The sequence below is a fragment of the Moraxella porci DSM 25326 genome (assembly GCF_002014855.1).
GTDB lineage: Bacteria > Pseudomonadota > Gammaproteobacteria > Pseudomonadales > Moraxellaceae > Moraxella > Moraxella porci.
In genome coordinates, this window is sequence record NZ_MUYV01000012.1 from 44031 (window position 1) to 52553 (window position 8523).

The window sequence follows — 8523 nt, forward strand, 5'->3', positions numbered from 1 at the left end:
AATAATCTACCGCTGTGAGTATTTGTTATGATTTATCAGTCCAAACGCCAATTTGTCAACTTGCCTGATGCGCTGACATCTACACCGATGGCGATGCAGTGGGTCGTGTTCGGTCTTATAATGATCGCAGCGTCATTGATTTATCTGATGGCGGCGAATTGGCGGCTTTTGCCGGATGAAGTGAAACTTATCATCAACCCGCTTGTGATGATGCTGTGTGCTGTGATGAGTATGCGTGCATCAGCGATGTGGATGAGTGCGCTACATACGATGTCAGCCTTGATGGCAGGCTTATCGCTTGCGGTGATTGGGCAAGTGTATCAGACGGGTGCTGATGGTATGTGGTTATTTGTACTGTGGTCGGTGCTGATCGCGCCATGGCTGTATCGGGTGAATGATGCATCGTTTGTGCTATTGATGGCGGTGTCGCAAGTGGCACTGTGGCTGACGGTCGATCAGATGGCGTGGGATGAGCGCTGGTATCCTGCTTGGGCGATGGTATTATTGCTTGGCGTGTGGCGAGTGTTTGGGCGGTGTCGTCTGTCGTGGCTTGTGGCGCTTGGGCTATCGGTGCTTGCGGTTTATGCGGCTATCAGTGATTGGTTTGAGCTTTCTGTGGCACAGGTGTTTTGTACACTGATGGTGATTATCTCGCCGTGGCTATTTGCCTTGTGGGCAAAAGTCAGATTGCCGATGCGGCAGATGGCAAGCGTTGCCATCGGTGTGGTCGGCGGGGCGATGGCAGTATTTTGTGCTGTAGTGATTGGCTTTGAGATCGAGTCCCTGCTTGTGATCAGCATCTTGGCTCATGTATGGTTTGGGCTGCTTGCCTACGGTATTTATCGGCACTTTGGGCGTAAGCTTACCCAAGTCCAAACAGCACTGCTGGCTGTCGGCGGCTGGCTGACAAGCTTGTTCGCCTTATTATGGCTCGTGGCGGATGTGCTGATGGGCTTTGATTCGGCGTGGGTGATGACGGCGTATGCGATTTTTATTTTGATGCTTGGTATGATGATGCTTACCAAAGCTGGTCGGTGGGCTTATACGCGCCATTTGGGCTATGCGCTGGTGGCGGTTGGGGTTGGTCTTAGCATCTATGCCATCATGGAGCGGTGGGATCTTGAGAGTCTGTGGCCATTGATCGCGCTGCAGAGTGCGGTTTTGGGGTTATTATGGCGTGTGCGCGTGCATTGGCTGTATCTGCTGATGTATGCATTGTTTTTGTATGGGCTGCTTGCCATCCAAAGCTTTGATGTGATGACAGCAAACGATCAGCCGACGCTGATGACTTATGGGCTGTATGCCCTTGGATTTTTGCCTGCTGTGTGGGTGGATCGTCAAGTATGGCTGGATCATGCTCATCTGGATGTGCGTGGGGTGGGGCTATGGGTGATGGCGCTTGCGGTGGGCTGGTCGCTGTATTTTGGGATGCTTGACGGTGACCTAAGAGGTGTGTCCGTGCCGTTGGCGATGTTGATGGCAAGTATGCCGCTATTGATTGGCTTAGGGCTTCGCTTATCGAGACTGCCGATGGCGACGACCCTACTGCTGATGCCGCTAGGTCTGATGGCAGGTTTTGGGCTAGCGGGGTTGCTTGCGGTAATTTTGGTACTAGCGATGGCGGTGGCGCGGCGAGACTATGTCAGTTATGGATTGGCGGTTTGTGTGGGAATTGGCTTATTATGGCTGATCTATTATCAGCTGTCGTTGGTGTTTTTGGTGAAGTTTATCACAATTTTCATCACAGGATGTGTGATGATCATAATGGGTGTGTCTTTGGATAAAAGGACAGTGTGATGAGAAAATTTATCCCGATAATCATTGCATGTATCACTGTGATACTGCTTGGCGCGCTGATTGTACGATATGAGGCACAATTAGCAGCAGGCACACCAATGTATGCCAAACTCGCCCCCGTCGATCCCAGATCTCTCATCCAAGGCGACTATATGCAACTAGGCTATGCATTGGCTGGCATTAATGATGTGGATGCAGAAACAGTCGATGATCATGAGCATGGCAAGCGGCGGCAGGCGTGGGTAATGCTTGATGATGCCAATCGCATCGTCTCGGCTGATTGGCAAGCCTCAAATACGCACAGCACGCCACTGATGCTGACATTTCACCATTGGCAATGGCATCCTGCAACCGACAGTTTTTTGTTTGCCGAAGGCTTGGGTGAGTGCTATGGTGAAGCACGCTATGCCAAGCTGTCCGTCGCTGATGATGGCCAAGCAATGCTGGTGGATTTGGTGGATGAGAATTTGCAAGTCTTAAACTGCCAAGATGGCATTTCATGGTGGCAAGGCGCTCAGGATTGATCTCATTGAGCTTAACGCTGTTTTAATTTTAATAGATCTTCTTCATGCAATCGCCAGCGGCCTTTTTTCTTGCTGCTCGTGCGACTACCGAGTGCGGCTGCACCTAATAGCTTATTCATCGAATGCGAGGCGTGTGCGTGACAGATGGCGCATGCCAAGCCATCGGCGGCATCGGCTTGAGGGATGACTTCTAGGGATAAAATGCGACACACCATGGCGGTGACCTGTTCTTTGTCGGCGGCGCCATAGCCGCAGACCGCTTGCTTGATCTGACGCGCGGTGTATTCGCTGACTTGTAAATCCAGTGCAGTCAGCGCCGCGATGGCAGCACCGCGAGCCTGCCCAAGCTTTAGCGCCGAGTCGGGATTTGAGGCCATAAAGACCTGTTCGATGGCGGCTTGCATCGGCTTATCGCTGTATTTTTGGTAATGGGTGACAATGCGCGACACGCCTGCAAAGATCTGAGCGATGCGCTCGGTGATGTCGGTTGAGTTGGTGCGAATGGTGCCAGCATCCAAAAAGCTCAATTTGTCATTGTCTGTGCTGATGATGCCATAGCCTGTCATGCGCGAGCCTGGGTCGATGCCGATGATGAGGGTCATAAAGGTGTCAATAATCCAAAACTGTCGTTGAAATCATAAAAGAGGCTTGAAAACTTGCCAATCGTCCTAATTTACTGGTAGTATAGCGTATTTTATCTGTTTATTGAATCTTTTAAGGAGATGGGCATGGGTGCATTAGTAGGCATTGCCTTGATTTGGTTTATCATCGAAATGCTGATTTGGTATCTTGCCGCTCAGTTTGTCAGTGGTTGGTATGTGTTTTTTTGGTTCATCATTGCAGCAGTGATTGGCATCGTGATGATTCGAAAGGCAGCAGGCACCCTAAATCCGATGGCTCAGCAAATGAAAGCCATCCAAAAAGGCGTCATTCCAAACCCAGCCAATCAACCTGCTGAAGCGACCATCACCAAGTCCATCGCGCTGGGCTTTTCAGGCCTGCTGTTTTTGTTGCCAGGTCTGCTGACGGATCTGGTGGCGCTGCTGCTGTTGTTGCCAGTTGTCCAAAATAAACTCACCGCCGCAGCCAAAGATTATGCTCTAAAAAATCAAGACAAAATGATGCAAATCATGGCCAAGCAAATGGGCGGCCAAAGTCCTTTTGGTGGCATGGGCGGCAGTCCGTTCGGCCAAGGTATGGGCGGTAGTCCATTTGGTAAAAATGGCCCATTTGGCAAAACAGGCGGTTTTGGTACGACAGTTGATGGCGAGGCCAAGCCTGTCAATCCAGACATCAAGCGCATCAAGTCAGCCAATGATGACTGATGCCAAAGCCTAATTTTAATAAAGCCCTGATCGATGATTGGGGCTTTTTGATTGAAATTATAAAATGCGAACGCGCATCTGAGTGGTGACTTTTTGGCTGTGCATCTCCAGATACCACAGCGAAAATACTGCCGCGAGCCCCAGCGAGACGATCAGCGCCGCCCAAAAACCATAGATGCCCATGTCTTGATGAAATGCCAGCCAATAGCCTGGAATCAAACCACAACCCCAAAAAGCGACGATGTGAATCAGCATCGGCACAGTCGTCACCTTATAGCCGCGCAAACAAAATCCTGCCACACATTGTACCGCATCGACCAACTGAAACGCTGCTGCATATAAGATGATGCTGCCTGCCAAAGCAATCACCGCCGCATCATTGGTGTACATCATCGCCAAAGGATAGCGCAAAAGCACCAAAAAGATCGCCGTACCCAGCGAAATCAGCATGGCAAAGCTGATGCCAACACCGCTGATGTAGCGCGCGCGATGGTATTCTTCGCGGCCAAGGCTAAAGCCGACGCGCACGGTAGCAGCGCTGCCCAGACTTTGGGGAATCATATAAATCAGGCTGGTCAAGCTGATGACCACTTGCTGCGCTGCGACATAGTCCTCGGTGTTACCATCCAATTTGGCCACCAAAAACATGATGCAGGTAAATAAACTAACCTCAATAAAAAATGACAAGCCAATCGGTACGCCAAGCTTGGTGATCTCTAAGAAAGATTTGGGATTGGGCCAATCGAAGCGATCCATCAAGCCAAAGGCCTGCAAGGTGCGATCTTTGGCGATGAGCAGCCACAATACCAGTGCATTGATCCAAAACACGATCGCCGTCGCCAAGCCACAGCCAGCACCGCCCAAGGCGGGCATGCCAAATTTGCCGTACACAAAAATCCAATTTAAAGGAATGTTAATAAAAAAGCACAGCCAGCTGACCCACATGATGACCTTGGGCTTATTTAGGCTTGAGGCATAAGCATGTAGCGCTCGATGTAGCATCGCAGCTGGCATGGCAAAGCCAATGAACCACAGATAATTTTCGGCGATGGCAAAGGTGTCTTCGCTGACATCGAGCCATAGGCGAAACGGAGCGATCGCAAGCCAAGTTGCCACCATGCCCATCACGCCGACGATCAGTCCGTACCACAGACCCTGACGACCCATCTCGCCAACTTGAACGCTGTGTTTGGCGCCATACAGCTGTGAGATCATTGGGTTTAAGGCGGTCATCAAGCCTGTCAGCGTCACATAAATGGTGATAAAAACACTGCTGCCCAGTGCTACTGCTGCCAAGTCACCCTTGCCAGCACCGCCTGCCATGACTGTATCGATGAAGCTTGTACCGACTTGTGCCAGTTGTGACAGCAGCATCGGCAGCCCCAGATGGATCAGTGATGACAGCTCTTTTTTGTAGGTGGGCCAGCCAAAGCGGCGAATGTCTAATAGCATGCTTTAGTATTTGTCGTTTTGGCGTTGGGCGTGAATCTCAAGGCTTTCTTTATCGACGCGCAGGATAAAACCAATCATCATCAAAAGCACCACCATCGATGAACCGCCAAAGCTAAAAAACGGCATGGTCAAGCCTTTGGTGGGCGCCAACCCCATGGTCATGCCAGCGTTGATGATCACTTGACCAAACATCACCACCGCAAAGCCAAACACAGTGTAGCTTAGGCGCAGTTGGCGACGCTTGAGTGCGCGCAAGCTGATGACCATGATGCTAAAAATGATCAGTGCTTGCAATAACAGCACCAAAAACACCCCCAAAAAGCCAAACTCTTCACCTGTGATGGCCAATAAAAAGTCCGTGTGCGCCTCAGGCAGATGAGAGAGTTTTTGGACGCTATCACCATAGCCGACGCCAGTAAATTCACCGCGCCCATAAGCAATCAAGCTGCGCGCCAACTGAAAATCCGACCCTTGGATGTCATCAAAGGCATTGGTAAATGACAAGATGCGCTCACGGCGATACGGCTCAAGCCACGCTGCGATGCCGATGAGTAGTGATGCCAACAGTGCAAACCACGCGTATTGTCGACCAGGTGCGCCACTGATAAACACTATCACTCCAAGTGTCGCCAAAAGTACGATCACCGAACCAAAGTCAGGCTGTAGCAGCAATAAGCCGCCGATGGGCAAAAACCACACCAACAACCGCACACCAGTAAACACATTACTGCGCAGCTCAGCCGATCGACGCACCACATAGTCAGCGGTGACAAAGACCATCACCGCCTTGGCAAGCTCAGCCGCCTGAAAATTAAAGAGTCCAAGATTTAGCCATCGCCGAGAGCCATTGATTACTTCGCCAGCCACCGCAGTCAAAATCAGCAGCCCAAGCAAGATCGCCCACATCAACAGCACCACATTCATGTGCTGGCGATGATAATACAGCTTAAGAGGAATCTGATAGATCGCAAACGCCAAAATGCCACCGATGGCAACATAGCTCAGCTGACTCCAAAAAAATCTTAAAGGCGCAAGATCGCGCGACACAGCAAATGGTATCGATGCTGAAGCAATCATCAAAAGACTGATGCAGATGACCAGGGCTAAGCTGATCAGTAGAACTTTTCTGGGATTGATGGCATCAAAAAATCTCAGAAATTTTTCAGAAAATTGGGGCATGGTGTTGGCTGTCACAAGGTATTAAATGAGGTGAAAATATGCTTAAACTGTCTATTATAACGGATTTTTGGGCAAATGATGCGATTTTGTGCCAACAATTTTTATCGCGGTATCGATCTGTGTTCATAAAACCGATAACCAAAAAAAGCCTCGAGGTGATCGAGGCTTGGTCAAAGTCAGCTTAACGCATGCACAAGCTTTACGAAGTGATCACCGCGCTCGCTGTAGTTTTTAAATTGATCCATGCTGGCGCAAGCAGGTGACAACAAAACGACTTTGGCGCTGCTCTGACTGGCGCGTGCGACCGCCGCATCCAGCGTCCCTACCGACTCGATGATCTTGGCCAAGCGCTCATTGCCCGCCAATAGCCCTTGTTCGATGAGATTGGCATCTTGCCCGATCAAATATACTGCACCTGCCCAGCGCGCCACTGGATCGGATAATTCGCTAAAGTCTTGACCTTTGCCCAGGCCACCCAAGATCAGCGCGATCGAGTGTTCGCCATAGACTGTGCCAAGGCCATCGATGGCAGCCAAAGTCGAACCGATGTTGGTGCCTTTTGAGTCATTAAAATAAGCCTTGCCTGCCACTTCATCGACATATTCACAGCGATGCGCCAAGCCCTTAAAGTTTTCAAGCGCAATGAGCATCGATGGCATATCAAGTCCAGCGGCCATCCCCAAGGCTAATGCTGATAAGGCATTGAGCAGGTTATGCTTGCCTTTAATCTTAAGCGCTTGGGTGTCGATGAGCTTATCGGCGCCATAATACAGTGCCAAGCCATCGCCAGCATCATGCAGATGAAATTCGTCCTTGGCAGCAAGTGAGCTGTCGGTGTGGATGATTTGTGCATCAGCAGGCAGGGCAGCTAAGCAGGCGCGCGCCAGTGCAGGATCATCTTGGCAAATCACAGCAGTCTGACAGCCCTCAAAAATGCGCAGTTTTTGATTCAGATAGTCTTGCATGCCATCATGGCGATCCAGATGATCGGCAGAGAGGTTTAGGATGGTCGCAGCTTTGGCAGACAGATGGCTGATGTGTTCAAGTTGAAAGCTGGACAGCTCAAGCACCGCCAATGCCATGTTATCGATTGTTAATAATTCTAAAGCAGGGGTGCCGATATTGCCGCCAACGCCAACACAAATGCCTGCTTGCTTTGCCATCTCGCCGACCAAGGTGGTGACGGTGCTTTTGGCATTGGAGCCTGTGATGGCAATGATCGGTGTCTGGGTCGCATTTTTGGCGTCGCGCTCGGCCAAGGCGTCAACAAACAGCTGCACATCACTGATCACGGGGATGCCAGCTGCTTTGGCGGCTTGGACGGCTGGGGTGCGCGGATCAATGCCAGGACTGATGACGATGACATCTGATGACAATAATACTGCAGAATCGATGGCGCCAAAATGCTGCAGCGCCTCGGCAGGCAGCTGATCGGCTAATGCCGGCGCGGCTTGGGCATCGGTGATGGCAACGGCGTGTCCTTGTTCACACAAATAACGAACAGCAGACAGACCTGAACTGCCCAGACCGATGACGGCATATTTTTTTGACATGGGGTTTTCCTTACTCTTTAGTGTCAGCAACCTATGATAACAGATGTGACTATTGTAGCAGGTTTGGCAGATGGGCGATAGGTCTAGGCTATGGGATCGCAGCAAGTTATGGCGCGCCGCTGCACTGAGGATCAGATTTTGTTAAAATACGGTTGTTAATTATTTGCTTGGGCTATATAATACTTTGAGTTGTATGAGAATTTGGCTGACCCCAACCCATTTTTTGCCAAAGGAAAATTTATGAAACTGATTTCTGCAATCATCAAGCCATTTAAGCTCGACGAGGTACGCGAGGCGCTCTCGGAAATTGGCGTCAATGGCATCACCATCACCGAAGTTAAGGGATTTGGTCGTCAAAAGGGGCATACCGAGATGTACCGCGGTGCTGAATATGTGGTTGATTTTCTTCCAAAAATCAAAATCGAGATCGCCTGTAGCGATGAGATGGCCAATAGCATCATTGAAGTGATCATCAAGGCTGCCAATACCGGCAAAATCGGCGACGGTAAGATCTTTGTGACGCCACTTGAGCAAGTGATTCGTATCCGTACTGGCGAATTTGATGAAAGTGCGCTGTGATGAGTGTATTGCTAATATCGCCAATCTGACAAACTGCGTTAAGAAAGCTTGCGCTGTGATCTATAAATTTATACCAAAAAAAATACACCGCAGAATTGAACCGCACCCCAAAAG

Annotated in this window: 8 protein-coding genes; 4 read left to right on the plus strand and 4 right to left on the minus strand. The window is 50.1% G+C overall.

Features of this window, described 5'->3' with window-relative positions; genetic code table 11:
- Positions 1 to 27: 27 nt before the first annotated feature.
- Both B0681_RS09385 and B0681_RS09390 read left to right on the plus strand, forming a co-directional pair.
- Positions 28 to 1797, plus strand: coding sequence for a DUF2157 domain-containing protein (locus B0681_RS09385; protein WP_078318472.1), 1770 nt, complete (start codon positions 28 to 30; stop codon positions 1795 to 1797).
- Positions 1797 to 2321, plus strand: a complete 525-nt coding sequence (locus B0681_RS09390) for a GDYXXLXY domain-containing protein (RefSeq protein ID WP_078318473.1) — start codon at positions 1797 to 1799, stop codon at positions 2319 to 2321. The genes B0681_RS09385 and B0681_RS09390 overlap by 1 nt, the downstream gene beginning before the upstream one ends.
- Positions 2322 to 2332: 11 nt before the next feature.
- Here the strand turns inward: B0681_RS09390 and ruvC are convergent, their stop codons facing one another.
- Positions 2333 to 2923, minus strand: a complete 591-nt coding sequence (ruvC, locus tag B0681_RS09395; RefSeq protein ID WP_078318474.1) for a crossover junction endodeoxyribonuclease RuvC — start codon at positions 2921 to 2923, stop codon at positions 2333 to 2335.
- 126 nt (positions 2924 to 3049) lie between these two features.
- Here ruvC and B0681_RS09400 point away from each other — a divergent pair, with 126 nt between their 5' ends.
- The gene (locus B0681_RS09400; RefSeq protein WP_078318475.1) at positions 3050 to 3646 is read left to right on the plus strand and encodes an FxsA family protein; all 597 of its coding nucleotides are present in this window, start codon (positions 3050 to 3052) and stop codon (positions 3644 to 3646) included.
- A 57-nt stretch (positions 3647 to 3703) separates the two neighbouring features.
- Here B0681_RS09400 and B0681_RS09405 read toward each other — a convergent pair whose 3' ends face one another.
- From B0681_RS09405 to murD, 3 genes are all read right to left on the minus strand, one after another.
- Entirely contained in the window at positions 3704 to 5098 is a 1395-nt protein-coding gene (locus B0681_RS09405) for an MATE family efflux transporter (RefSeq protein ID WP_078318476.1), read from the minus strand.
- A 3-nt stretch (positions 5099 to 5101) separates the two neighbouring features.
- Positions 5102 to 6277, minus strand: coding sequence for an FtsW/RodA/SpoVE family cell cycle protein (locus tag B0681_RS09410; RefSeq protein WP_078318481.1), 1176 nt, complete (start codon positions 6275 to 6277; stop codon positions 5102 to 5104).
- Between the two features lie 176 nt (positions 6278 to 6453).
- The gene (gene murD, locus B0681_RS09415; RefSeq protein WP_078318477.1) at positions 6454 to 7830 is read right to left on the minus strand and encodes a UDP-N-acetylmuramoyl-L-alanine--D-glutamate ligase; all 1377 of its coding nucleotides are present in this window, start codon (positions 7828 to 7830) and stop codon (positions 6454 to 6456) included.
- 240 nt (positions 7831 to 8070) lie between these two features.
- On the opposite strand from murD, the gene glnK reads away from it, so the two are divergent.
- Positions 8071 to 8409: a P-II family nitrogen regulator gene (glnK, locus tag B0681_RS09420; protein WP_078318478.1), complete on the plus strand. Its 339-nt coding sequence runs from the start codon at positions 8071 to 8073 to the stop codon at positions 8407 to 8409.
- Positions 8410 to 8523 lie beyond the last annotated feature (114 nt).